This window comes from Microcystis sp. M144S2, assembly GCF_020246065.1.
Taxonomy (GTDB): Bacteria; Cyanobacteriota; Cyanobacteriia; order Cyanobacteriales; family Microcystaceae; genus Microcystis; species Microcystis ichthyoblabe_A.
Window position 1 is genome coordinate 1 of sequence record NZ_JADBTR010000142.1, and the last position, 21,959, is coordinate 21,959.

Here is a 21,959-nt window from a genome sequence, read left to right on the forward strand (position 1 = left end):
AAAGTACCAGATATGGGAGTGATCGGGGGGAAAATTCAGGGACTTTTTCCCTGAAAATTAGGTAATTGACCCCTTCAAAATCGGTAAAACCCTACACCCCACACCCCACACCCCACACCCTGCCCCCAAGAAAAACTTTTTGCCGCAAACCCTAGTTATGAGACAATCCGATCGAGAAATAATGATTTTAGCGGCTGTGGCCTCCCTCTTAGCGGTGGTGGCGGAAGTAGCGATCGCTTTTTAGATAAAAAAAACTGATTTACGGGGTTAAAGTCTGGCAAAATTGGCAATCAATGCCGAGGAAAGATATCGATACAATGCTTGTAACAGGGGCGGCAATTGCGATCGCCTCGATGAAGGAAATTAAAGCATGAGTATTAGTGTAACCGGTCAGGTAAAAAGAATCGAAATAGGCACAGGAACTTGGGCATTAATTGCTGATAACGGTCAAACCTACGAATTAATGGAAGCACCCGCCGAATTAACCCAAAAAAAGGCAAAAGTGACAGTTATGGGTGAAATTCGCTCAGATGTGATGACTCTGGCCATGATCGGCCCGGTTTTACAAGTGATCTCCTTTCAATCCCTGCCATGAAGCCGCAAAATACTGCTTAAAAACGGGCAAAAACCGCTTTTTAAGCCTGTAATCTCGAAAAATTGCCGTAATTGTCCCTCAGCCACACCAGAAAGAAAAATTGTCAAGAAGACCCTAATGGTTGATTTTTTCGAGAATAATCTCGAAATTTTGAATAATCATACTACAATAGACAGCAACTTTGTCTTAGGAACATCGGAATCACCTAAACCGATCTATCTGATTGGTTTAACTCGTAGTTACCTAAGTTGGCGTGAGGAGTGGACTGAATGAATTTGCGCGATAATGCTTTAACGATTCTGCAAGAAACGAGTCGAACTTTTTATATTCCCATAAGTCGTTTACCGGATCATCTGCTCGAGGCAGTAGCCTCAGCCTATCTCTGTATGAGGGCGATCGATGAAGTAGAAGACCATCCCGACCTAGATAACTTCAGTAAAGCCCAGATATTAAGACAAATTAGCCTGAATTTACAAGCAGGTACTGAAAATTCTACCAAAGAGGATTTTACTTTTGGCTTAGTCCATCGGGAGATTTTGCCGGAAGTAACCCTGAGAATTGGCGAATGGGCAATGTTAGCACCGGATTCGATCGCCCCCCGGGTTTGGGATGCCACGGCGGCCATGGCCGATCGCATGGCCTACTGGGCTGGGAATAACTGGGATATTCGCACAGAAGTGGAATTAGATCAATATACCTTTAGTGTGGCCGGTGCCGTGGGTTTATTGCTGTCTGACCTCTGGAGTTGGTACGATGGCACTCAAACTAATCGCAGTTATGCCATCGGTTTTGGTCGGGGTTTACAAGCGGTTAATATTGCCCGCAACCATGGGGAGGATCGGTGCCGGGGGGTAAGTTTTCTGCCCCAGGGTTGGACAATTAGTGATATTCATAATTATGCCCGTCGTAATCTGAAATTAGCCGATTATTACACTCAATCGCTGCCGAAAGGGCCGGCACTCGATTTTTGTAAGATTCCCCTCGCTTTAGCCCATGGCACTCTCGAAGTCCTAGCTTTAGGTAAGGAAAAACTCAGCCGCAGCGATGTCATCGCTTTGGTACAACAAATTACCCGATAGAAGAAATCAAAATTAAAATTGCCCACGATCGCTCTTCCAAAGTCAGGAATCACAAGCGTGGGCAAAAAACCGGTGAAGTTCAGTAACTTAGAACAAACCGAGAGTTAAAGATATATCGATGGGGAAAGTGGCACCAATACCTAACCAAATCGTGACCACAGTACCAAATAGGAAGATAGCGGTAGCGACGGGACGACGGAAGGGATTTTGGAATTTATTGACGCTTTCAATAAAAGGAACTAACATCAAGCCTAGGGGAACGCCAGCCATGCAAGCGATACCTAGGAGTTTGTTAGGAAGAATGCGGAGAATTTGGAAAACGGGATAAAGATACCACTCTGGCAGAATTTCTAAGGGAGTAGCGAAAGGATCGGCAGGTTCACCGATCATGGTGGGATCCATAATCGCTAAACCGGTGCAGAGTCCGATCGTACCGAAGATAACCACCGGGAAGACATAGAGCAGATCGTTAGGCCAAGCGGGTTCACCGTAGTAGTTGTGACCCATCCCTTTAGCCAACTTAGCGCGCAGAGCGGGATCGCTGAGATCGGGCTTTTTTAATGTGGACATGGATAATGTCTCCTAAAAATGATTTCGGATCGACAGAGATATTTTTCTGAATTATAGAGGCCCAGAAATGCCTTGTTTACGGATCATCAAGAAATGTAGCAACATGAAGACCGCGATCGACCAGGGTAGTACAAAGGTATGTAAGCTGTAGAAACGGGTTAAAGTTGCTTGACCGACGCTTTCGCTACCGCGCATCAGGGTGACGAGTTGATCACCGACGACGGGAATAGCAGCAGGTACACCGGAAACAATTTTAACCGCCCAGTAACCCACCTGATCCCAGGGTAAGGAGTAACCGGTGACACCGAAGCTAACGGTGATTACGGCCAGGACAACCCCAGTTACCCAGGTTAATTCGCGAGGTTTTTTGAAGCCACCGGTCAGATAGACGCGGAAAACGTGCAGGATCATCATTAACACCATCATACTGGCAGACCAGCGATGGATAGAACGAATTAGCCAACCAAAGTTAACTTCGTTCATGATGTACTGTACGGAGGAGAGGGCCTCTGCTACGGTGGGTTTGTAGTAGAAGGTCATGGCGAAACCAGTGGCAAACTGGATCACGAAGCACACAAGGGTGATGCCACCCAGACAGTAGAAGATATTGACGTGAGGGGGAACGTATTTGGTGCTGATATCATCAGCGATCCCTTGAATTTCTAAGCGTTCCTCAAACCATTGATAGGCTTTAGAATCCGTTACTTGTTTGGTAAACATCGCGTAACCAGTAAGAAAAATGAAAGATTTAATGTGTGACCTTTAAAAAATGTAACACAGTTTTCAGGGCTAATTCTCGCTCTTGTCAGGTTTCTCCACCGGTGGGGATCAATTGGCGATCGCTAGACCCGAAAAACCGCTAACTTCCTAAAATTTCCCTTAAAATGTCTCCTAGACTACAAAAAATCAGGCCAATTGTCCGACACTGGGAATAGGTAAGGTATGCAATGAGGTCAGTGTGCTATTAAATACCTACGATCCCGAAGGCTTCTACGACGAACTATTCTTAGATGATGGTCAACCTCGTCCCCACGCGTCCCCTTTAATCAAATGGTTGCAGAATCTGCCGCCCCAAGAACTTCAACAACACCGGGAAACCGCTCAGTCGGCCCTGTTTGAATTGGGGGTGACTTTCAATGTCTATAGCGACAATCAAGGGGTGGAAAAAATCTTTCCTTTTGATATTATTCCCCGAATTGTCGCAGCTGAGGACTGGGATTATTTAGAAAGAGGCCTGAAACAACGCATCAAAGCTCTCAATCTTTTTCTCTCCGATATCTATAATGACCAGTTAATCATTAAAGATGGCATTATTCCCCCCGAATTAATCGCCTCGGCGACGGGATTTCTGAAACCCTGTCTTGGACTGAAACCCGCCGGAGGTATCTGGTGTCACATCACGGGAACCGATTTAGTCCGCGATAAAGATGGTCAGTGGTACGTTTTAGAGGATAATTTGCGGGTTCCTTCCGGTATTTCCTATGTCCTCGAAAATCGTCGGGTAATGAAAAGCACCTTCCCCGATATTTTCCAGACAATGAATGTTAAACCGGTGGATGATTATCCTTCCCATCTGTTGGAAACTCTCCTCAATTTAGCCCCAGCCCAATTACCTAATCCTACCGTGGTGGTTTTAACCCCCGGAACCTATAATTCTGCCTACTTTGAACATTCTTTTATTGCCCAACAAATGGGGGTAGAATTAGTGGAAGGGCGTGATTTAGTTGTCTTTGATGGTTATCTACAAATGAAAACCACCAAGGGATTAAGACGGGTAGATGTGGTCTATCGTCGCCTCGATGATGACTTTTTAGATCCGGCGGTTTTTCGTCCCGATTCGATGTTAGGTGTACCCGGATTATTAAAAGTTTTCCAGGAAGGTCGCGTCGCTTTAGCTAATGCCCCTGGTACGGGAGTCGCCGATGATAAGGTTATTTATGCTTTTGTCCCGGATATGATCCGTTATTATCTGGGAGAAGAAGCGATTTTAAATAACGTTCCTACCTATCTTTGTTGGCGAGAAAAGGACTTAGATTATGTCTTAAATAATCTCGATAAATTAGTTGTGAAAGCTGCCAATGAATCGGGAGGTTATGGGATGTTAGTCGGTTCTCAAGCTACCCCCGAACAAAGGGCAGAATTTGCCCCACGCATTGCTGCTAATCCCCGCAATTATATCGCTCAACCGGTGTTAAGTCTTTCTAGGGTTCCCACTTTAATTGACACGGAAGTTGAAGGTCGTCATGTGGATTTACGTCCCTATATTCTCCATCGTGGCGATGAAATTTATGTGCATCCCGGGGGGTTAACTCGCGTGGCTTTGAAAAAGGGTTCTTTAGTGGTTAATTCTTCTCAAGGTGGTGGCAGTAAGGACACTTGGGTTTTAACCAAGTAATAAGGACAATAATCAAAATTTTGGTGGGTTAGTAACCCACCCTACCCTTTTCTTTTTTCTTTTCACTTTTTCCCAGTTAATTATGCTTAGTAGAGTTGCTGATTCAATTTATTGGTTAAATCGCTATATTGAACGGGCAGAAAATGTCGCCCGGTTTATGGATGTTAACCTTAATTTAATGTTAGATGTACCTACCAGTGTTTTGCAACAGTGGGAACCTTTGGTTTTAACCACGGGAGATTTAGAACAATTCAAGAAACGTTACGGCACAGCCACCGCAGAAAATGTGATCAATTTCTTGACATTTGACACGGAATATAGTAACTCAATTATCTCTTGTTTGCGCTGGGCCAGAGAAAATGCTCGGTCAGTTCGCGAGATTATTTCTTCGGAAATGTGGGAACAGGTTAATGGTTTTTTCTTGATGGTAAAAGATGCTTCCTCTTACCATCCTCAAACTACTTTACCGAACTTTTTTACTCAAGTTAAATTGGCTAGTCACCGTTTTGCGGGGGTAATGGATGCGACGATGACTCATAATGAAGGTTGGCATTTTGGCGTTATGGGAAGATTACAGGAACGCGCCGATAAAACCGCCAGAATTCTTGATGTTAAATACTATTATCTCTTGCCTTCCGCCCAATGGGTAGGAACTTCTCTAGACCAAATTCAATGGATTGCTTTACTGCGGTCGGTGAGTGCCTACGAAATGTATCGTAAATGTCAACGACGGATTACTCCTAGTGACGTGGCCGAATTTTTAATTCTTAATCGAGAATTTCCTCGTTCAATTCACTTTTGTCTGCGGGAATTAGACCACTGTTTACATCAAGTTACCGGTACTCCTGTAGGAACTTGGGGGAATTCGGTAGAAAGAAGTTTAGGGCGACTTTGTGCGGAAATGAGTTATCTAACTATCGAGGATATTATTGAAATGGGATTGCATGAATTCCTCGACCATATTCAAAAAAGAGTTAATGATGTGGGAATAAAAATGACAGAAACTTTCTTTGTTTTTAATCCCGAACTTGCCCCACCTCTGCCAGTAAATAACTTTCAATATCAATCCCAATTAACAACTTAATGCGTTATCACATTCGGCATCAAACTAACTATTTATATAATCAACCCGTGATTTTATCACCCCATCTGCTGCGCTTGCGACCAAAATCCGATGGTGGGCAAACTTTGCGAGAGTTCACGCTCAAAATTAACCCAGAACCTTTAACAATAACTAATATTATCGACCTCGATGGCAATTCTTGTTTACAAATTTGGTTTAATCAACCGACGGAAGAATTATTGATTGATGTGGTGAGTGAAATAGAAACCCATGGGGTTAATCCTTTTCAGTATTTGTTGGAACCTTGGGCGACCTGTTTACCCTTTGATTATCCCATTTCCCTCCACAGCCAATTACAACCCTACAGACAATTTTATGGGTTAGCTAATGACCCCGATGTGGCAGAATTAGCCCAGGAAGTTATGCAGGAAACCGAGGGACAGGTGCTATCTTTCCTGTTTAATCTTAATGACAAAATTTACCGAAATTGTCAGCAAGTTATTCGTATTACTGGAGAACCCTATCTACCCGGAAACACTTGGAAAAATAAGCAGGGTTCCTGTCGCGATTTTGTGGTTTTATTTATGGATGTGTGTCGCTGTGTGGGATTAGCTTCCCGTTTTGTCAGTGGCTATCAAGAAGGAGATTTAGACCAAGGAGAAAGACATTTACACGCTTGGGTAGAGGTGTATTTGCCGGGGGGCGGCTGGAAGGGCTATGATCCCACCCATGGATTAGCGGTGAGTGACCGTCATATTAGCCTCGTTTCTAGTCCAATTCCCCGTTATTGCGCGCCAGTAGAGGGAAATGCTCGACCGGTTAATCTCGGTCATCAAGTGATAGAATCTCAGCTATCATCGACAATTGCGCTTGATTTGTTATCTTGAGGATGATTCTTTATTGGAGTTACTAATATGTTAGAAATGGCGCAAGTTTGGACTAAAAAAAAGTGCGGCAAGTCGATGCTATAGCCCTAACTAGAACTGCGCTAAAGCGCAACTACAAACCTATCAGAAGCCTAATATTCCCAAAATTATCGGTAAGGCTTTTTGACAGGCTTGGGCAAGTTTGCTGGCAGGTTCCAAAGCTTTAGCAATTGTTTCGAGAAAATTAACTGCTCGTTGGGCTTTCTTTTGCAGTCCGGCATCATCAGGATTTTGACTAGCTTGGGCAATCTTTTTCACTTGATTGGCGGCTTCGGCTTTTTCTTCTTCATCTAAATGGCTGTCAATTTCAATCGCCTGGGTTAGTTCTTGCAGTAAGGCTTTAAGTTGGGCATTTTCTGGGGAAGCATCGGCTGCAATTTGGTTAATGGTATTAGTTACATCGCCGATGATTTCGCCGAAATTGACGGCGGAATTATTAATATCGCGGATGGTAATATTTGGGGAACTGTCGTTACTGTGGCTCATGGCTTTTGCTTCTACATGGATGGGACGGTTGGCGAGGGTTTTGGTAACTTCCATCATATCAACACTTTGTTGGCGATAGATGGCAATTTCCGTCTCTTTGGCGGTGAGTTGTGCCTTATATTGGGCTTCAATGGCTGCGAGTTGTAGTTGATAATTTTGGTTAAATTCTTGATGAATTTTCTCTTTATCAGTATCGGGCGGTACATGGACTTTTACCACTATCACGCCATCTCCTTTATTGGCAATGCTCTGTATCTGAAGCGGCGTATCTTCATTCTGCACTTGCACTTCTTTTAAGGCGGCAATGAAAGCTTTCCAATCTACCCCATTGCGGAAAATGAGGTCAACGGTGTCGAACATTTCGGCAAATAATTTAGTAAATTCGCCCGGTTGAAATTCGCCACTACTGGGGCGGCGCTCTTTTTGCCCATTAAGCAAGTAAATATACTGGCAGTCCACCTCATCCAGTTGGGTGGTGGCATCAATATTCCAATTTTCCACGCAAGCACCCGTCAGAGTAGCATGGCGCAAATCCGTATTGACGGCGTTGACTTCGCTGAGGTTTGCCCCCGCAAGATTGGCGTATTGCAAGCTGGCTTCACTGATATTCGCTAGGCGCAAGTTGGCAGCTTGCAGGTTTGCCCCCTCCAGATATGCCCCCCGTAAATCGGCTTGGGCAAAGTCTTTTCCGCTTCCGGTGCGGGAATCAATCAAAAATTCTCTAATTTGGGGATTGGCTAATAAGGTATTGCCGGGGCGGGCTAATTCCAATTTAATTGCTTGTTTAAAAATTGTTTTATTCAAGATTGCCTGATTAAAATTGGTACTTTTTAAGGTGGCTCCTGTAAAATCTGTTGCGGTTAAATTGGCTTGAAAAAAGGAGGTGCCACCAATGGCAGCAAAGGCTATCACAATTTTACGCAACCAAGGATCGCGGTGTTCTTGTTTAAGGGTCAGCCAACCGAGCCAACAGAAAAATAATGTCAAGGCTACGGCTACGGCTACGGCTACGGCTCCGGCTCCGGCTAGGGCTACGGCTCCGGCTCCGGCTCCGGCTACGGCTACGGCTACGGCTACGGCTAGGGCTAGGGCTCCGGCTAGGGCTAGGGCTCCGGCTACGGCTACGGCTACGGCTACGGCTCCGGCTCCGGCTACGGCTACGGCTACGGCTAGGGCTAGGGCTCCGGCTAGGGCTAGGGCTCCGGCTAGGGCTAGGGCTACGGCTACGGCTCCGGCTACGGGTACGGCTACGGCTACGGGTACGGCTACGGGTACGGCTAGGGCTAGGGCTCCGGCTAGGGCTAGGGCTCCGGCCAAAATATTTTTACGCCAAGTGACAGCGCAAAAACAGATGAGAAAAATTAAGGTGAACCAACCAGTAACTTGGTTTTCTGTACTGGATGAATCAAAAATTAAGACCACCAGATAAGCGGCTAGGACGGATAAAAAACTCGAAACCCCAATTAACGCCAAAGCCAACCCCAGCAAAATCACCAGCCAGCGCTTCGGCAATCCCGCCTTCGCCCAGGTAAACTTCGTCCCCGTCAAATTCGCCCGACTAAAATTTGCCCCGCGTATATCACAACCACTGAAATCCGCCCCTGTTAAGTCCGCACCGCGAAAGTTACCGCCCCGCAAGGATTCCCCCCGGAAATCCCGCCGCCCGTTTTTGTACTGCTCAATAACTGCCGCTGCCTTCATCGCCTAAGAAATTGCCATACTATGCCCTCAATCTTACTGCAATTTAGAAAGCGGGTTTCCTGAGAGAATCCGATTGACACTCCCATCCCAGCGCTTCGGGATTCTTGGTTCAACGAGTCCACATTCAAAAACCTGGCATTTTTATGGGCAATCGCGTCAGGTTCCACACCTCGCGTTCTAGAATATATCTGGATTTCCCCCATAAATATCTACTACAATATCCGAAAACTGGCTCTTCTGGTGTTTGTGTGGAAGGAAGAAGAATAGGGATAATTTGGGTGCATCTCAATTTGGTGGAAATATCTAGAGGACGTTTTGGGCGCACGCAACTACGTTTACCCTTCTGAGTATGAATTTTATCTGCAATCACCCCTCGATCGAGCATTGTTTAAAACAACAATTAATTAATCTTTTTCCAGAAAACAACCATAAATTAACTTTCTATCGTTGCAAAAAAACTGATAGTATCCTCTATCGTTCACCTCTGTTTTATTATTTTACACCCGCTCAATGTCAAACCATATTTAACCATTTAATCGCCCTTTTTCCACAAATTCAGCTTAGGGAAGGATGGCTAGAATTATTATTAGATCAGCAATTTTTGTCCTTTTGGTTACTGAAACTAAACGATTCAATTGATAAATTTTTCTCCGATCAGCTTCCTCTCCATCCCGAAGGAGAATTTTTCTTTTTATTTCAATATACCCACGCTCGCTATTCTAGTTTGTTACAACTGCTCAATCGGGAAAAAATTAGATTAACCGAGTCTGAACCATTATCCTGGCATCATCCCGCCGAAATAGCCTTAATCCTGCAAATTTTAACCGTTTGCGATTGTTGGAAAGGCCAGAAACTCTATCCCCTAACTGCGAATTTGTGCGAAGCGATGCTCAATTTTGAGCGTAACTGTCGCATTATCGGAGAATCGGCCTCAATTCAGCGATCGAGATTAATCCTGATTAGCGTCAGTCAAAAACTACTTAACCGTCTTCTCCGTCAAAAATGGCAACTGCTGCCGATGACGGAACTATAAAAATATCAACTTTTGTGAATTTAGTAGATAAAATCACCAGCTTATGATAGATTTTAATTAGTGTGAGGAGCGGACCAGAATAGAGAGCCGAGACGAAACATGGACAGTCGCCGGCTCTCTTTCTGTTGTTCAGGAATTATCTTTTTCTTGGCGATATTTAATAAAAGTGGGCAAATCAACCCGAAAAGAGGAATATTTCGGGGAAGGAGAGATGATAGGTGCGGGCCAATCCCTGTCTTTCTTATTTAAGGATTCTACTGGCTCAATAGTCTCTAATTCCGCTACAAAATCATCGATGGGAGCCACTTCATCGTTTTCTTGATTCTCTGTCTGAGACCAAGGCTCGATCGCAGCTGCCTTGTCAACAATGGCTAAATCTGGGGAAAAATTGCGATCGCTACCGCGCTGGAAATACTGGGCCAAGGCCGCTTTATACTGGAGGGTGTAGCGTTGCTGACGTTGGAGACGGGTGCGTAATTCCTGCAATTGCTGGTCATAGTTGCAGAGTTTTTGGCTTTTTTCCTGATAACTTTCCTGAATTAAGGCACATTCTCGCTCTAAACGGGCTAATTGTTGGCGCGTGCGGGTCAATTCTGCGGTCAAATTGGCAATAATCATCGGTTGCCGTTGTTCTGCTTGACGATACTGTTCGATTTCTCCTAAAGCTCGCTGTAATTGTTGCTTTTCGTATTGCAGTTCCTCGTTTTGCTGCTGGATTAGGGTATCGCAACTTTGCCAGCGACGATGTTGCTCGGCTAACCGCGATCGCAGTTCGGCGAGAGCTTGCTCCCGTCGCCAGATCTCCGCTTGTAATTCTTGATTTTGTTGACGTAAATGAGAGGATAGAGCAGCCCAATCTGTCTCATCTGTTGATTGACTCTCATGCTCGACAATTTCAGCAGTGATGACAGTATCCGCATGGGTGAGATGATCGAGGTACAGGTCGGAATTATCGTTCATAAAAGCCAAAGGATGAGGAAACCTAGAAGTTTAGAGACGTTAAAAGCCTTCTATCGTTCCAAAAAAAAATGGGAACCGCATTGTTAGAGACTGCCGCGCGGTTCCACTGCCGATCCTTAAGAGGAGAACACTATAAATAACCATAAGCTTATTAGGAATTTTTGTCAATACTTAATGAGAAGTTTTTTCAATAAGTTGGAGAGGAGAGGGGAATCGACTAATTCCCAGATAGTTATAGTGCGGGGTATCTGGCCCGGGGCCAGGGAAGAATTAGCCACAGCAAAATTGACACAAGCACTGGTCGAGCGGGTTAGCGGCTCGATATGCTTCAATAATCCTATAGTTTTTATTTTCCTTGTCCTACTATGCCACGTCCCCCGAAGAAAACCCCTAGCACCCCTGAACCTCCCGAAGAGCCAATTAAAACCACTCCTCCCCTACAACCTCTACAAATTATTAAAAAGGGTTCTAGGGCTGCAGTACCCCCCAAACCCCCAGAAACCCCTCCAGAAATAATTGAGGAAAAACCAGCCGAGGAAACGGTAAAATCAGTCAGTAGTGAGATAAAATCTCCTCTCCGTCCCCGTTTCGATTCGGCTCCTCTATTCCGAAAACCGATTCCCAAAGCAGAAATTCCCGTCATCGAAAAAGCGACGGGAGCTAATGGCGAAGTATTTAATCTGACCGATTCTGTCCTGATTACCGAACCTTTCGGTACTCGTATTCCTGCTATTATCGATAGTTTTTATGCCGATGATCAAGGCGAAATCTGGGCGCAGCTCAAACCGGTGGAAGTTAATCCCGATTGTCGCTGGGAACAGGCCTGTATTCGCTCTCAGGGTTTGGTAAAAGCCGAGTAAAACAGTTATCAGTTATCAGTTATCAGTTATCAGTTATCATATTTGAGTTTTAAGTGTGCAGTATTAACAAGTAATTTAGATAATATCTCTTGCATAGTTAATTGTTGAGGGTTCAAAAACGTCAAAAATAAGGATTAAATGGCATAAAATATCTAAATAGACCATTTAATTGATTCTTATTCATTCTTAATTCTCCTGACTACTGACTCCTGCCTCCTAACCAACTAAGACAATTGTTGATTTTTACAAGAGGTCTGATGATTTGGTATTCTCAAAAGGTTTATTGATCAAGGCTATGGTATGATTAAAGGTAGTTTGTCAGACTGTGATATTTTTCATGATAAGTAGCTGGTTATAATTAATAAATTAAAAATGGATTTTAGGTTCGATCCCCCCTGCCCCCCTTGATAAGGGGGGTGCCGATCCCCCCTGCCCCCCTTGATAAGGGGGGTGCCGATAGGCGGGGGGATCCCCCTTGATAAGGGGGGCATCTGATAATTTTTAACGCCTACCCACTTAATCTGTTTTTATCTGATATCATGTTGAGAAAAATTCACTGTCTAAATTTGGGGTTAAATTATGATAACTACATTCATTGAACGAGAAGCAGAACCAATTTTAATTAGTGACTTAACCTGGAGAGAATTTAAAGCTGTTGAACAGCTAATCGATCGCCCAGGGTTAAGGTTATCTTTTTTAGATGGAGTTTTGGAGATTAGAAAAATGCCAGGGAAAAAACACGAAACTATCAAAAAACGTATTGCTTCTTTAGTAGAAATTTATTTAGAATTTTTGGGATTAGATTTTACTCCTACTGGTTCTGTCACCTTAGAAAATGAATTTGAAAAGGTTAAAAGAGAGGGTGATGAATCCTATGAATTGGGAGCAAATAGAAAACATCCTGATTTAGTGATTGAGGTGGTTGTTAGTAGTGGAGGAATTGATAAACTGGAAGCATACAAACGGTTACAAATTCCCGAAGTTTGGTTTTGGATGAATGATGAGTTATTGTTTTATAGTTTAGGAAATGAGGGATATGAAGCTGTTAGTAAATCGCAACTTTTACCGAGTTTAGATGTAGGTTTATTGATGCGTTGTATTAATACAGAAAATCATGCCCAAGCACTGCGGGAATTTAGAGCAGGGATAAAAATTATTGAATCAACATAACAATATAAAATGGTGATTTTTTCCGCCTATCTAAAGATTATGGGTTAACTTAACAGTTGCAGAATGCCAAGAATTAAATTTTCAATATTCCATCAAAAGGGAACAAGTTTTTAACCGTTTCATAGCCTCCGTATTATTATAGCAAAGAGCGGGGTGGTTAGGACAATCAATCGCTGAAACCCTTGACCGATAAGAGTTTGAAAATTGAAAGCGTCCTAACTAACTCGTTCTATACCATAGAAGAAAGACGAGCAGGTAATACCATTTCTCTAAATGAAAACTACACATCGAATTTAAGTCACCCTTTTTAAGGGGGATTTAGGAGGATTAAACTTCTGTAGTCAGACTTTGGAGAATTGGTATAATATTCCTGCTTGGCAAGGAATTAGGATTGTAAGAGAAAGAATTTAATAGCGATATTAATCCTTTAAAAGACAGTATTTTTTTGAAAATGCTCTCATTTCATCAACTCAATAACCAATCTAGATGCTCCTGTAAACATTGCTTGAGGTCGTAGCGTTGCTTGATAGTTTCCCTGGCATTTAAACGCAGATTTTGCCAACCCTGGGGATAATCTAACACTTCATCGACGCGATCGGCTATTTGTTGAGGAGAAAAGAAATCCACTAATAAACCATTTTCCCCATCAGTAATTAATTCTCGCACGGGGGGAGTATCGGAACCAATCACCACGCAACCCATGGCCATAGCCTCTAACATTGACCAAGACAGCACAAAAGGACGGGTAAGATAGATATGGGCCGCTGATGCCTGTAAAACCTGTTTATATTGACCGTAGGGCAGAGAACCGGTAAAATGCACCCGGGATAAATCTAAAGAAAGGCTTTCTAACATCAATTGTTTATAGGTTTTGCCGTCCGGTAGAGTTTTTCCATAAGCGACTCGATCCTCCCCGACAATCACCACATGACAGTTAGGCCGACGGGCTAAAATTAGGGAAACAGCCGTCATAAATTGGGGAAAACCGCGATAGGGTTCCATTCCCCGGGTTGCATAGGTGACAATCTCCTTAACACCGGATAAATCTAAACCTATCTCTGGAATGACTAACTGCACATCGGGACGGGGACAGAAATAGTCCGTATCGATGCCATCGTGTAAAACCGTCAGTTTCGAGTGAAATTCGGGGGGAAATTGTTGTTTTTGCCAGATAGTCGGCGATAAACCTCGATCGCAACTGACCATATCGATGAGGATCGTCGCATTTTTAATTCTAATCCGGGCCTCGGCATCAGCATTAAGGGGATCCGCTGGATCAAAATCAGCATCGGAACCATGGGCATGATAAAACCATTCAAAATAGGCTAAAAACTTAGTTTTCGGGAAAATATCCTTGATAAATAGGCCCGGCCCCCAGCCAGAATGTGCATAGACAATATCGGGATAAAAACCTTGATTTTTCAGTTGTTGGCAAACAGCATAAACCGCTTGACCTTGTAAAACCGCACTTTCGAGGGGACGGACATAATGATGGGTTTGGGGAGAAACAGCGCGACTTTCCTTGTAAATAAATTTTTTTACCCCCGCTATCTCTCCCTCTTGCCTGGTAGTGCCGAAAATAACTTGATTTCCGGGGTCTTGAGCCAAAACCGTGATTAAATGGCGAAATTGGGCGGGAAAATTGGAATGAAGGAATAAAAATTTCATTGCGGGTAAGGGTTTAGAAAAAGCGATCGCTAATCGTACATTGTCCCTGAAAACGGAGCAGATGATCGCATAATACCAAAGCCATCATCGCTTCGACCATGGGGACCGCTCGGGGTAAAACACAAGGATCGTGTCTTCCTTTGGCTGCCAGGGTGGTTTCTTCCCCGCTGCGCGTCACGGTTTTTTGTTCTTTACCGATAGTCGCGGTGGGTTTAAAAGCGGTGCGGATAATAATATTTTCACCGTTACTGATTCCCCCTTGAATACCCCCCGAACGATTGCTCGTGGTGCGAATTTCCCCGTTATCATCGATAAAATACTCGTCATTGTGTTCGCTGCCAGTTAAGAAGGTTCCCGCGAATCCCGATCCGATTTCAAATCCCTTACTCGCGGGTAAGGACATCATCCCCTTAGCTAAATCGGCTTCTAGCTTATCAAAAACGGGTTCTCCTAGACCTTTCGGCACATTTCTGGCTACACATTCCACCACACCGCCGATCGAGTCTTTATTCAGGCGAATTTGGTCGATCAGGGCGATCATTTGGGCGGCCGTTTCCCCGTTGGGACAACGCACTATATTACTTTCCACCTCGTCGAGGGTGACGGTGTTGGGGTCGATGATTGCCTCAAGATCTTTAATTCGCTTCACATAGCCGATAATCTCGACATTATAGACAGATTTAAGGATTTTTTTAGCGATCGCTGCTGCGGCCACCCGGCCGATGGTTTCCCGGGCCGAGGATCTGCCTCCTCCTTTCCAGTTGCGAATGCCGTATTTTGCTTCGTAGGTGGCATCCGCATGGGAAGGTCGGAATTTCTCGGCCATTTCGTTGTAATCTTGCGAGCGAGCATCCTGATTCCGCACTAAAATAGCGATCGGTGTACCGAGGGTTTTGCCTTCAAAAACGCCCGAAATTATCTCACAAATGTCATTTTCCCGACGCGGGGTCACGATTCTGCTTTGTCCCGGTTTGCGACGGTCTAAATCGATTTGAATCTCCTCTTCGGAAATTTCTAAGCGCGGAGGACAACCATCGATAACCACTCCTACCCCACCCCCGTGAGATTCTCCAAAAGTGGAAACCCGAAATAGTCGTCCGAAAGTGTTACCCATAATCTCAATGTCTATTAAGCCTCAAGGTTTTATTGTACCTGAGCGGTTATCAGTTATCAGTGATCAGTGATCAGTTATCAGTTATCAGTGATCAGATGTGAGTTTTTAGTGGACAGTCTTAAGTAGAAAATTGCCTTTTCTTGTCACTGATGCCATTTTTCAAAAGTAATCGCAGAGATGGTTAATTTCCCTTACCCCCACAACCAAAGGGAGAGGGGAGTAAAATGCCGGCTCTCTTATTCTTTGTGTGATAAGTTTAACTTATATAAGACCGATCAATCTTTGTGTCCTTTGTGTCTTTGTGGTTCGTTCCATTTGCTCGCCAGCAGAACTGTATTTTAGAATACATTTTACCCACCAAACCCAAGAGAGTAAAATGCCTGCTACGAATAAAGGAAAATACTATGATTACTGTTTACTGATCACTGTTCACTGATAACTGAAAGGTCTCCTGTCTTCAGGTTAAGCTCCCAAAAAAAGGCTATTCTTTACCTTATATAGCCTGGCGAAAATTTGATGACTTCTTTGTTAGTTCACACATACCCTTCTCTTGTCAAGGGTATTTTAATTAAACGTTACAAACGCTTTTTTGCCGACATACAACTGGACAACGGAGAATTAATTACGGCCCATTGCGCTAATACCGGACCGATGACGGATGTATGCGTAGAAGGTCAACCGGTTTATCTTTCTCGCAGTGATAACCCGAAGCGAAAATTAGCTTATACCTGGGAGATGATTCAACTGGGGGAGACTTGGGTGGGAGTTAATACCAATCTTCCTAATCAGGTGGTGAAAAATGCCCTATTGCAGGGAGTTTTTCCCGATTTGGTCAAAAATGACACCGAAGTGCGATCGGAAGTAGCCTACGGTCAAAATAACGGCAGTAGAATTGATTTTCTTTTGACCCATGGTGATAATTCCCTCACCTATATCGAGGTTAAAAATACCACTTGGAATCAGGGAGAAACGGCACTTTTTCCCGATACTGTCACCACGCGAGGACAGAAGCATTTAAACGAATTAATGGCTTTATTGCCGGCAGCGGAAGCGATTATGCTCTACTTTATCAATCGGGGTGATTGTGACCGGTTTGCTCCGGGGGATAGTAAAGATGCTAAATACGGGCAGTTATTGCGTCAAGCAGTGGCTAAAGGAGTCAAGGTTTTACCCTGTCGCTTCCAAGTGACACCCACGGGAATTTATTATTTAGGTTTAGCAGAATTGCAACTGTGAAACCAGTGGTTTAGATCGAACAGCTTTTGACAAAATCCCCCAGACCGCAACTGACCTTGAAAAGCTTAGAGACACAGTTACCTGTGCCTCTAATGGGGATTTTGTCGATACATATTTGGGGTAATTTGTCAAGGTTTTTGATAACTAATTCCGTGGCGCATTTTCTCTAATTTCTGTTGCACCTGAGCATCGAGAGAATGGAATAAAAAACGCCCTTTGGGACTTTGAGAAGAACTCTGGGATTTTCTCAGACGACGACCGGTTAAATCCACCTCGATTTCCAGACGTTGAGCGGAAATCCACTGGGCCCCATAACCCATAACGGTCATTTTTTGGGCATTATCAGAGGTAGCGACGATAATCCGTCCGATAGCTGGGGCGCGATCGTGCCAAAAATCGGCGCAGGTTTTCTCTATATAGGTGTCGGCGGTTTGAGCGTGAGCGGTAAAATAAACCGATAAATGGTTAGTGTAGCGTTCCTGGCTGCCGGGGGTGTTTTGAAAGTAGGAATCGAAGACGATTTGGGTTTGATAACCCTGATGGTGGGTGTAACCGATTAGGGTTTCAATTAACTTGTCTCGCGCCGGTTCGAGACCTTGGCGATCGCTAATTTTTTTCAGGGACGGCCAAGCGCCGATGACGTTGTAGCCGTCAACCAGCAGAAGGGAACGATCAGAAGAATTAACCATGGCTTTGAGAGTAATTCGTGTGGCATTAAGGGCAGTTCTAAAAAACAGCGTCCTAATGATATTAACAAAAAATCTAGGATTCTCCCGCCGCACTTGCCAATAATCTCGCTTTTAATTCTAGGGCATTTCCCTGATCCGTTACCTTGCCACCCTCCAACAAAAATGCCCCATCGCTGTAATCCAATTCCTCCAGGCGATGCGTCACCCAAAGGGCCGTAATACCTCGGTTTTTGACCAATTTCTGCACTTGAGAGACTAATTCTAACTGGGTATCCCCATCCAAAAGGGCGGTGGGTTCATCAAAGAGCAAAACCTCGCAATGACGAGCTAAAGCCCCGGCAATGGCGATTCTTTGCTTTTGTCCGCCACTGAGAGCATAGATCGGTCGTTTTTCCATTTCTAATAAATTCACCGCCCCTAGGGATTCCCGCACCCGGGCCCGAATTGCCTGCGTGGATAAACCCTCGGATACCAACCCAAAAGCCACATCTGCCCCCACTGTTGGCATAACTAACTGATGGTCGGGATTTTGAAAAACAAAACCGAGGGGGTTAGGTATCTCTATTTCCCCGCGACTGGGTTTTAATAATCCCGCTAAGAGCCGCAGCAGGGTTGATTTACCGCTGCCATTTGTCCCCAACAACATCCAAAATTCCCCTCTGGGAACTTGCAAAGAGCAGCCATTTAATACTGATTTCCCATTCGGCCAGCTAAACCAGAGGTCTTTTACTTTTATAGTCATGAATTATCAGTTATCAGTTATCAGTTATCAGTTATCAGTTAAGCTAAGACTTATTTAGGGCTTGCTGAATAAATGTGAAATGTAGGCAAGATAGGGGTTTTGTGGCTTTTCTTGCTCCCACAGGTACAAGATTTTGAGAGAATCGTGCTTCCAAACCTTGCGTCTTCATCGGCCTGAGTCCTGTAGGGGCGAAGCATTCGGGCAATAACCTATCGATGAAACCGTAGATTTTCTATCCGAATGCTTCGCCCGTACTTTTTGCCGCAAACCCTATTTAAACCACTTATTCTTAATGATCAGCCGAATCTCCTCCAATCCCTTTACTGTTGCCTCTTGCAAGAGTGCCTCTTGCCTCGTCTCAACAAGCAATTTAAATTATGAACAGCTTATCAGTTATCAGTTTTGAGTTTTGAGTTTTCAGTGGAAAGTGTTATCTAGGCGGTTGCCGTTTTCTTGTCACTGATTACTGATTACTGCTCACTGATAACTGATTCAAGAACTATTCTGTGGCTAAAGCGACAAACCCCGGCGCTCTACCGGTGGAGGCAGCCCCGGATTTTTGTGACACAATCACCGCACTGATCTGATCGCTCAAAACCGCCACCTTTTTATCGGTTTGTTTTTCGCAGGTTAATTCTAATAATTCTGGATTCGGCGATCGCATAGCGTTAATAATTGTTTGATACAAAGCGTCTGCTCCCGCTTCTTCCTTGCGCTGCACGGAAATGGGGATGGGGGACAGTTTCAGGGTAATATCGATCGAATACATAGTTTAGCGTTCCCTTCCAAAAAACAAGTCAAAAACCATTGTATAGCAGGGGTTGGGAAGTCAGTGATCAGTTATCAGTTATCAGATGTGGGTTTTCAGTTCACTGATTGCTGTTCACTGTGCAGATAACCCTAGCATCATAACCGATTAACTCTCGGCAGTCGGTGTGCAGAGGCGTTGTTATGCCCCAGGACCGAGCAGGAATATCAAGCGACCGATCTTGTTCTGGGTTCGGGAATCACTTCACCTTCTGTCCGCCAGGCTTCCAAGTACATTTCAATCACTTCTTCACCGTTGTGGATAGCCTCTTGACGAGTTTTGCCATGAGTACAAGGCATAATGACAAGATCAGAAAACTCTGGGATCGTTACCAGGAAAAGCTGATCTTCATCAGACCACTGAACAATCATGCTGTATTTATTCATTTTCCTTCAAAGGGATTGGATACAGTATCTTGGATGAGCAGATTGATTCTTTTCAGGGTTTTCTTGTCCTGAGATTGCCAATAAAGATAATCTTTTCATGCTTTACTACCCCAAGCCAACTTACGCATCGATTAAATCATGTTCTTGTGTTTTACCTGCTTGATATTCTGCGATCGCTTCTTGCAAATGTTGAGCATTAGCCGGAGATTTTAAGAGATAAACTGTTTCCATCAGACTGTCATAATAACTTTTAGACATGATAACAACATCTTCTGTATCTCCTCTGACAATGACAGTACAGTTTTTATCATTGGCTACTGTATCTATTACAGATTTAAAGTTTTTTCGGGCTTCACTAAAGTTGACAATGTTGACGCTCATCAGAGTTGTACATGGTTAAGTACAATTGTCATTATAGTTCTGTCTAAATCTGGTCGGCAAAACCCGAAAGCTTCGGGGAACGCACCCTACAGATGCGATCGCTTGCTCAAAGTCCATAATCTTGGTGCGTTCCCAGGAATTTATTGGCGGAGTAATTAGGAATTGCATCAGGGAACGCACCCTACAATATCGGCGATCGTACTACTCTTTGGTTACATTATCCTTGAAATGAGGATATGGCTTTAGATCAAGTTCTTCGTCATGTAGCTGTATAAATTTCTGTTTAACTTTTTCATGATCCTCGAATGCTGCTCCCCTTCGATACACTTGGTCATTACCCTCAATGCGTTGAACAAGAAAAAACAAAGCTTCTTTATCAAATAAATCCAGATAAGGAGATATTGCTTGCTGAAATCTTAAATCTGCCTGATTGAAATTTTTACTTGCACAGTAATAAATAGACAATAACTTACAGAAGAGCCTTTGCCACTCTGCTGTATCAGATATCTCCAATAAATACTTTAGTTGATTGTCAGTAAAGCTTAAATGAGAGCTTCCTTCTATCAGAGCAATCATATCTACATAATAATCTTCTAGGCTATCCTTCAAAAACCAAGCACATACTCGACCAATATCTGTATTTTCAATATGGTGTTGTACCTTTAGTTTGGCGCTTTCGTTAAGAACTTCATAAAAATCCCTGTTTTTAGACAGATAAAATACCACAAAATCTAGATTTTGTGGACACAATGAAATATTGCTATAGTAGTCAATTTCACCTTTTATTTTTTCAAGTATATCATTGTGCTGGCGGTTACTAATAACCTCTAAAACTTTAAAATTTATAGCCCTGTTTTTAATGCAATCCTGATTCTCAAGTTTAAATACTAACTTCCATAGAGTTCTATATATAGAGAGTTCAACATCTAGTTTCAATCTACTTAAGTATCGACTCTCAACATATCTCTTAACTTTCTCTCTAGTATTGAGTGTAGGTGCAGCCTCAGCAATATCTTCTAAAAGCTCATCCGTAATTTTCTGTGTGTAGAAAGGAGGTTTGATAAGTAGTCCCTCTAATGTATTCCTAATTAACGCTCTTACAGTTTCTTTGTTTGGCTCATGCAGTTCTCTGTTTGAATTTAGTATTGGATGGGCTGATAAATGGCGTTGCTTCTGGAGATAACGTAGATTTTCATACTCCAAGCTATCAAGAAGATTTGTCTTGTTATAAGTGTCATCAATTAATTTGATTTCCCATGCGGAAGACTTAGGATCGCTATCTTGCAATGCAGTAAGTCCATCGAGAATTAATTTGGCAACTGCATCATCATATAAATCAACAAGATTTTGAAGTTTGTAGACAATATCACAAACAGCAACAGACCAAAGCATCACAACAGCAGAACGATAATTCCTATTTTGATATGAAGATAGAACTTCTTGAAAATAGTCCTTTGTTTTGCCGTAATGAATCCTCTCCGCGAAGCTTTCCAAAGAAAACTCTGACATGATGAACAGTTATTCCCCAAATTTTCACGTTTTGACAGCTAACTATTAATTATACTGCTCCCTGCGATCGAGCAACCCTCTCCATCCTACTATCCCACGTCCATCCGTCTAACACCCCCTAAATGAAACTTAATAGCGCACTGTGGGGTTTAATCACCTCAATTTGGGCATAATTACCGCACATAGGGGTCTAGCATCCCACTCAAGTGGATTTTGCCGCATTTGCCAATGACAACAGCTTTGAGGGCGCAGCAAGCGGTCTCCCCGAAAAAATTTTAGATTTTTTTAAGATCGACCTAAAAAATCTTGGCCATTTTTTCCAATATAGTGTAAGTTAAGAAAAGTAAAGATTTCTCACAATTCTTCTACACATCTGCTGGCCTGCTCGGATAGATAGAGAAGAGAGCGCGGAATCTTAGCAATAATATACATTTTTCGGAGAAAACCCCCATGACCATTGCTGTCGGACGCGCCCCAGAAAGAGGGCTGTTTGATGCTCTCGATGACTGGCTCAAAAGAGACCGTTTCGTCTTCATCGGTTGGTCTGGTTTACTACTCTTCCCCTGCGCCTTCATGGCCCTAGGTGGA

24 protein-coding genes and 1 pseudogene are annotated in these 21,959 nt (G+C 43.6%); 12 read left to right on the forward strand and 13 right to left on the reverse strand.

Features of this window, described 5'->3' with window-relative positions; translation table 11 throughout:
• Positions 1–370 precede the first annotated feature (370 nt).
• Complete coding sequence (locus tag IM462_RS16370; RefSeq protein WP_287702511.1) at positions 371–595, forward strand: hypothetical protein; 225 nt, start codon at positions 371–373, stop codon at positions 593–595.
• A gap of 269 nt (positions 596–864) precedes the next feature.
• Positions 865–1,674 carry a squalene/phytoene synthase family protein gene (locus tag IM462_RS16375; RefSeq protein WP_287702513.1) on the forward strand — a complete coding sequence of 270 codons (810 nt, stop codon included), beginning with the start codon at positions 865–867 and terminating at the stop codon, positions 1,672–1,674.
• 87 nt (positions 1,675–1,761) lie between these two features.
• Here the strand turns inward: IM462_RS16375 and petD are convergent, their stop codons facing one another.
• Positions 1,762–2,244: a cytochrome b6-f complex subunit IV gene (petD, locus tag IM462_RS16380; RefSeq protein ID WP_002738373.1), complete on the reverse strand. Its 483-nt coding sequence runs from the start codon at positions 2,242–2,244 to the stop codon at positions 1,762–1,764.
• Between the two features lie 51 nt (positions 2,245–2,295).
• Entirely contained in the window at positions 2,296–2,964 is a 669-nt protein-coding gene (petB, locus tag IM462_RS16385) for a cytochrome b6 (protein WP_002738970.1), read from the reverse strand.
• Positions 2,965–3,202: 238 nt separating this feature from the next.
• Between petB and IM462_RS16390 the strand changes: the two genes are divergently transcribed.
• From IM462_RS16390 to IM462_RS16400, 3 genes are all read left to right on the forward strand, one after another.
• Positions 3,203–4,639: a circularly permuted type 2 ATP-grasp protein gene (locus IM462_RS16390; RefSeq protein WP_287702515.1), complete on the forward strand. Its 1,437-nt coding sequence runs from the start codon at positions 3,203–3,205 to the stop codon at positions 4,637–4,639.
• A gap of 82 nt (positions 4,640–4,721) precedes the next feature.
• Complete coding sequence (locus IM462_RS16395; protein WP_287702517.1) at positions 4,722–5,723, forward strand: alpha-E domain-containing protein; 1,002 nt, start codon at positions 4,722–4,724, stop codon at positions 5,721–5,723.
• Positions 5,723–6,589, forward strand: coding sequence for a transglutaminase family protein (locus tag IM462_RS16400; protein WP_287702519.1), 867 nt, complete (start codon positions 5,723–5,725; stop codon positions 6,587–6,589). The genes IM462_RS16395 and IM462_RS16400 overlap by 1 nt, the downstream gene beginning before the upstream one ends.
• 123 nt (positions 6,590–6,712) lie before the next feature.
• Here the strand turns inward: IM462_RS16400 and IM462_RS16405 are convergent, their stop codons facing one another.
• Positions 6,713–8,815 (reverse strand): pentapeptide repeat-containing protein, encoded by a 2,103-nt coding sequence (locus IM462_RS16405; protein WP_287702520.1) that lies wholly within the window; start codon positions 8,813–8,815, stop codon positions 6,713–6,715.
• 143 nt (positions 8,816–8,958) lie between these two features.
• Between IM462_RS16405 and IM462_RS16410 the strand changes: the two genes are divergently transcribed.
• Together IM462_RS16410 and IM462_RS16415 are read left to right on the forward strand one after the other, a co-directional pair.
• Complete coding sequence (locus IM462_RS16410) at positions 8,959–9,162, forward strand: hypothetical protein (RefSeq protein WP_287702522.1); 204 nt, start codon at positions 8,959–8,961, stop codon at positions 9,160–9,162.
• A gap of 2 nt (positions 9,163–9,164) precedes the next feature.
• A complete protein-coding gene (locus IM462_RS16415) occupies positions 9,165–9,848 on the forward strand; it encodes a DALR anticodon-binding domain-containing protein (protein ID WP_287702524.1) in 684 nt (227 codons plus the stop codon).
• Between the two features lie 129 nt (positions 9,849–9,977).
• Here IM462_RS16415 and IM462_RS16420 read toward each other — a convergent pair whose 3' ends face one another.
• Complete coding sequence (locus tag IM462_RS16420; protein ID WP_002751676.1) at positions 9,978–10,808, reverse strand: hypothetical protein; 831 nt, start codon at positions 10,806–10,808, stop codon at positions 9,978–9,980.
• 365 nt (positions 10,809–11,173) lie between these two features.
• On the opposite strand from IM462_RS16420, the gene IM462_RS16425 reads away from it, so the two are divergent.
• Both IM462_RS16425 and IM462_RS16430 read left to right on the forward strand, forming a co-directional pair.
• A complete protein-coding gene (locus IM462_RS16425) occupies positions 11,174–11,668 on the forward strand; it encodes a hypothetical protein (RefSeq protein ID WP_287702526.1) in 495 nt (164 codons plus the stop codon).
• A 579-nt stretch (positions 11,669–12,247) separates the two neighbouring features.
• Positions 12,248–12,838 (forward strand): Uma2 family endonuclease, encoded by a 591-nt coding sequence (locus tag IM462_RS16430; protein ID WP_287702528.1) that lies wholly within the window; start codon positions 12,248–12,250, stop codon positions 12,836–12,838.
• A gap of 465 nt (positions 12,839–13,303) precedes the next feature.
• Here the strand turns inward: IM462_RS16430 and IM462_RS16435 are convergent, their stop codons facing one another.
• Together IM462_RS16435 and aroC are read right to left on the reverse strand one after the other, a co-directional pair.
• Positions 13,304–14,506 (reverse strand): glycosyltransferase family 4 protein, encoded by a 1,203-nt coding sequence (locus IM462_RS16435; protein WP_287702529.1) that lies wholly within the window; start codon positions 14,504–14,506, stop codon positions 13,304–13,306.
• Positions 14,507–14,519: 13 nt separating this feature from the next.
• Positions 14,520–15,620: a chorismate synthase gene (aroC, locus tag IM462_RS16440; RefSeq protein WP_287702531.1), complete on the reverse strand. Its 1,101-nt coding sequence runs from the start codon at positions 15,618–15,620 to the stop codon at positions 14,520–14,522.
• 247 nt (positions 15,621–15,867) lie between these two features.
• Here aroC and IM462_RS21080 point away from each other — a divergent pair, with 247 nt between their 5' ends.
• Both IM462_RS21080 and sfsA read left to right on the forward strand, forming a co-directional pair.
• Complete coding sequence (locus tag IM462_RS21080; protein ID WP_071839390.1) at positions 15,868–16,056, forward strand: hypothetical protein; 189 nt, start codon at positions 15,868–15,870, stop codon at positions 16,054–16,056.
• A gap of 80 nt (positions 16,057–16,136) precedes the next feature.
• Positions 16,137–16,856 carry a DNA/RNA nuclease SfsA gene (gene sfsA / locus IM462_RS16445; RefSeq protein ID WP_287702533.1) on the forward strand — a complete coding sequence of 240 codons (720 nt, stop codon included), beginning with the start codon at positions 16,137–16,139 and terminating at the stop codon, positions 16,854–16,856.
• Positions 16,857–16,984: 128 nt separating this feature from the next.
• Here sfsA and IM462_RS16450 read toward each other — a convergent pair whose 3' ends face one another.
• The 7 genes from IM462_RS16450 to IM462_RS16480 form a co-directional block, all read right to left on the reverse strand.
• On the reverse strand, positions 16,985–17,545 hold the full coding sequence (locus IM462_RS16450; protein ID WP_287702535.1) for an NYN domain-containing protein: 561 nt from the start codon (positions 17,543–17,545) through the stop codon (positions 16,985–16,987).
• A gap of 73 nt (positions 17,546–17,618) precedes the next feature.
• The gene (locus IM462_RS16455) at positions 17,619–18,287 is read right to left on the reverse strand and encodes an energy-coupling factor ABC transporter ATP-binding protein (RefSeq protein WP_287702537.1); all 669 of its coding nucleotides are present in this window, start codon (positions 18,285–18,287) and stop codon (positions 17,619–17,621) included.
• Positions 18,288–18,786: 499 nt separating this feature from the next.
• Positions 18,787–19,056, reverse strand: coding sequence for a UPF0367 protein family (locus IM462_RS16460; RefSeq protein ID WP_008204619.1), 270 nt, complete (start codon positions 19,054–19,056; stop codon positions 18,787–18,789).
• Between the two features lie 206 nt (positions 19,057–19,262).
• Complete coding sequence (locus IM462_RS16465; RefSeq protein WP_287702539.1) at positions 19,263–19,481, reverse strand: type II toxin-antitoxin system HicB family antitoxin; 219 nt, start codon at positions 19,479–19,481, stop codon at positions 19,263–19,265.
• A complete protein-coding gene (locus tag IM462_RS21290) occupies positions 19,478–19,537 on the reverse strand; it encodes a type II toxin-antitoxin system RelE/ParE family toxin (protein WP_287702543.1) in 60 nt (19 codons plus the stop codon). The genes IM462_RS16465 and IM462_RS21290 overlap by 4 nt, the downstream gene beginning before the upstream one ends.
• Before the next feature lie 64 nt (positions 19,538–19,601).
• A complete protein-coding gene (locus IM462_RS16475) occupies positions 19,602–19,862 on the reverse strand; it encodes a type II toxin-antitoxin system Phd/YefM family antitoxin (protein ID WP_271954624.1) in 261 nt (86 codons plus the stop codon).
• A 201-nt stretch (positions 19,863–20,063) separates the two neighbouring features.
• On the reverse strand, positions 20,064–21,371 hold the full coding sequence (locus tag IM462_RS16480; RefSeq protein ID WP_271954625.1) for a hypothetical protein: 1,308 nt from the start codon (positions 21,369–21,371) through the stop codon (positions 20,064–20,066).
• Between the two features lie 450 nt (positions 21,372–21,821).
• On the opposite strand from IM462_RS16480, the pseudogene IM462_RS16485 reads away from it, so the two are divergent.
• Positions 21,822–21,959 (forward strand): annotated as a pseudogene (locus IM462_RS16485) (photosystem II D2 protein (photosystem q(a) protein)); the annotation flags it as partial.

Bases quoted from the DNA above. Each gene is read 5' to 3' on its own strand.
- petB (WP_002738970.1), bottom strand. From the start codon at position 2,964: ATGTTTACCAAACAAGTAACGGATTCTAAAGCCTATCAATGGTTTGAG.
- IM462_RS16450 (WP_287702535.1), bottom strand. From the start codon at position 17,545: ATGGTTAATTCTTCTGATCGTTCCCTTCTGCTGGTTGACGGCTACAAC.
- IM462_RS16435 (WP_287702529.1), bottom strand. From the start codon at position 14,506: ATGAAATTTTTATTCCTTCATTCCAATTTTCCCGCCCAATTTCGCCAT.
- IM462_RS16400 (WP_287702519.1), top strand. From the start codon at position 5,723: ATGCGTTATCACATTCGGCATCAAACTAACTATTTATATAATCAACCC.
- IM462_RS16405 (WP_287702520.1), bottom strand. From the start codon at position 8,815: ATGAAGGCAGCGGCAGTTATTGAGCAGTACAAAAACGGGCGGCGGGAT.
- IM462_RS16420 (WP_002751676.1), bottom strand. From the start codon at position 10,808: ATGAACGATAATTCCGACCTGTACCTCGATCATCTCACCCATGCGGAT.
- IM462_RS16370 (WP_287702511.1), top strand. From the start codon at position 371: ATGAGTATTAGTGTAACCGGTCAGGTAAAAAGAATCGAAATAGGCACA.
- IM462_RS16395 (WP_287702517.1), top strand. From the start codon at position 4,722: ATGCTTAGTAGAGTTGCTGATTCAATTTATTGGTTAAATCGCTATATT.
- IM462_RS16410 (WP_287702522.1), top strand. From the start codon at position 8,959: ATGGGCAATCGCGTCAGGTTCCACACCTCGCGTTCTAGAATATATCTG.
- IM462_RS16480 (WP_271954625.1), bottom strand. From the start codon at position 21,371: ATGTCAGAGTTTTCTTTGGAAAGCTTCGCGGAGAGGATTCATTACGGC.
- IM462_RS16465 (WP_287702539.1), bottom strand. From the start codon at position 19,481: ATGAATAAATACAGCATGATTGTTCAGTGGTCTGATGAAGATCAGCTT.
- IM462_RS16475 (WP_271954624.1), bottom strand. From the start codon at position 19,862: ATGAGCGTCAACATTGTCAACTTTAGTGAAGCCCGAAAAAACTTTAAA.
- IM462_RS16455 (WP_287702537.1), bottom strand. From the start codon at position 18,287: ATGACTATAAAAGTAAAAGACCTCTGGTTTAGCTGGCCGAATGGGAAA.
- petD (WP_002738373.1), bottom strand. From the start codon at position 2,244: ATGTCCACATTAAAAAAGCCCGATCTCAGCGATCCCGCTCTGCGCGCT.
- IM462_RS16460 (WP_008204619.1), bottom strand. From the start codon at position 19,056: ATGTATTCGATCGATATTACCCTGAAACTGTCCCCCATCCCCATTTCC.
- sfsA (WP_287702533.1), top strand. From the start codon at position 16,137: ATGACTTCTTTGTTAGTTCACACATACCCTTCTCTTGTCAAGGGTATT.
- IM462_RS16430 (WP_287702528.1), top strand. From the start codon at position 12,248: ATGATAACTACATTCATTGAACGAGAAGCAGAACCAATTTTAATTAGT.
- IM462_RS16425 (WP_287702526.1), top strand. From the start codon at position 11,174: ATGCCACGTCCCCCGAAGAAAACCCCTAGCACCCCTGAACCTCCCGAA.
- IM462_RS16415 (WP_287702524.1), top strand. From the start codon at position 9,165: ATGAATTTTATCTGCAATCACCCCTCGATCGAGCATTGTTTAAAACAA.
- aroC (WP_287702531.1), bottom strand. From the start codon at position 15,620: ATGGGTAACACTTTCGGACGACTATTTCGGGTTTCCACTTTTGGAGAA.
- IM462_RS16375 (WP_287702513.1), top strand. From the start codon at position 865: ATGAATTTGCGCGATAATGCTTTAACGATTCTGCAAGAAACGAGTCGA.